General features: G+C 41.3%; 2 protein-coding genes, 1 tRNA gene and 1 pseudogene. 2 read left to right on the top strand and 2 right to left on the bottom strand.

Going from position 1 to position 1,574, the window contains the following annotated elements:
- On the top strand, nucleotides 1-815 hold an 815-nt coding region (locus tag GCCT14_RS04860; RefSeq protein ID WP_239978386.1), incomplete at its 5' end, for a DnaA ATPase domain-containing protein.
- A 6-nt stretch (nucleotides 816-821) separates the two neighbouring features.
- On the opposite strand, the gene GCCT14_RS04855 is transcribed toward GCCT14_RS04860, so the two are convergent.
- Nucleotides 822-895: transfer RNA gene (locus tag GCCT14_RS04855), tRNA-Arg, on the bottom strand.
- A gap of 77 nt (nucleotides 896-972) precedes the next feature.
- Between GCCT14_RS04855 and GCCT14_RS05515 the strand changes: the two genes are divergently transcribed.
- Nucleotides 973-1,497: an NAD(P)-binding domain-containing protein gene (locus GCCT14_RS05515; RefSeq protein WP_108624444.1), complete on the top strand. Its 525-nt coding sequence runs from the start codon at nucleotides 973-975 to the stop codon at nucleotides 1,495-1,497.
- Here the strand turns inward: GCCT14_RS05515 and GCCT14_RS05690 are convergent.
- Nucleotides 1,480-1,574: pseudogene (locus GCCT14_RS05690) on the bottom strand (NAD(P)-binding domain-containing protein); the annotation flags it as partial. The gene GCCT14_RS05515 and the pseudogene GCCT14_RS05690 sit on opposite strands and share 18 nt — an antisense overlap.

The following is a 1,574-nucleotide window of genomic DNA, read 5'->3' as shown; positions in this document are numbered from 1 at the left end:
CGGAAGAGTTTGTGAATGCGCTTGTCAACAGTCTTAGAAACAAAACAGTTGATCGACTCAAAAAGACGTACCGTAATCTTGATGTTCTGTTAGTTGATGATATTCAATTCCTTCAAGAACGTCTAAATTTTGAAAATGAGTTTTGTACCATGTTCGAAGCCTTGATCAATCAATCTAGGCAGATAGTGATTACGAGTGACCAACCTCCCTCTGAGTTACAATTATCAGAAAGAATGATTGCAAGAATGGAGTGGGGACTAGTTGCACAATTAGGTATGCCAGATTTGGAGACTCGTGTGGCGATACTTCAACACAAAGCAGAATTACGTGGTTTACAACTAGAACAGAAAACAGCTTTTCTTCTTGCTCAGCACCTACAGTCAAATGTGCGTCAAATTGAAGGAATTATCAATAAATTATGTGCACAAAGTCGATTGTTGAATCTTCCTGTTACAGATGAACTGGCAATGCAAAATCTTAGTGAATTACTAGGATCAACCAAACGAGAAGAATATAGGATCAGTGCCGAAGAGATTATCGAACTGGTGAGTCGTCACTTCGGAATCAAAATTTGTGATATCAAGAGCACCAAGAGAGTAAAGGATATTTCTCTCGCAAGACAGGTAGCTATGTTTCTTGCTAGAGAATGGGTGGTGGGCCCTCTTATCTCTCTGGGAATGGCATTTCAAAAAACACACTCTACAATTTTACACGCCTATAAAACAATTGAACGAAAAATTCCAAAGGACAAAGACTTATTTATCAAAATAGAAGCTGTACGTGCGGCTATTCGTTCTAAGGCATTGATTACATAGTTTTCTTGCTCTCGGCGCGACTCGAACGCGCGACCTGTCGCTTAGGAGGCGACCGCTCTATCCTGCTGAGCTACGAGGGCGAGAGCTACTCCTTCTCTTGATCAAGAAGCCTATTTCCTTACATTACTGACAGAAAGACCATCAATGGAGGAATAACATGTCGAACGATCAGGAGCAGTCAGATATAGGGTTGATCGGTCTTGGTACCATGGGTGCTAATTTAGCGCTCAACTTCACCGATCACCATCACCGGGTCACAGTTTATAACAGAACAACCTCGAAAGCGGAGAGTTTTTTCTCTAAACATAAGTCACAACACTCCCTTAGGTTAGCTGTTACTCTAAAGGAGCTTGTTAATAATCTAAAAAAGCCTCGCATGATCGTTATTATGGTTTCAGCTGGCAATGGTGTTGATCAAGTTTTGGAAGGGTTGATTCCTCTTCTGGAGAGAGGTGATTTTATTATAGATGGTGGAAACAGTCATTTTCTTGATACGGAGAGAAGGCTAAAGTATCTATCTGAGAAAGGAATCTTATTCATTGGTTGTGGGATTTCTGGAGGAGAAAAAGGGGCTCGTCACGGGCCTTCTATGATGCCGAGTGGCTCAGAAGAGGCTCGAGAACGTGTGGAATCGATTCTTAACTCTGTAGCTGCTCGTGATGAAGATTCCTTTCTCAGATAGATACTTTAGCCTTCTCTCCGTATCAAGAAAATGACTGTTTCCACCATCTATAATAAAATCACCTCTCTCCAGAAGTT

It is taken from the genome of Candidatus Similichlamydia epinepheli, assembly GCF_003056015.1.
Note: the sequence above shows the minus strand (reverse complement) of the source record. Positions and strands in the feature narration are given on the sequence as shown.

Coding starts and splice junctions, on each gene's coding strand:
- GCCT14_RS05515 (WP_108624444.1), top strand. CDS start 973: ATGTCGAACGATCAGGAGCAGTCAGATATAGGGTTGATCGGTCTTGGT.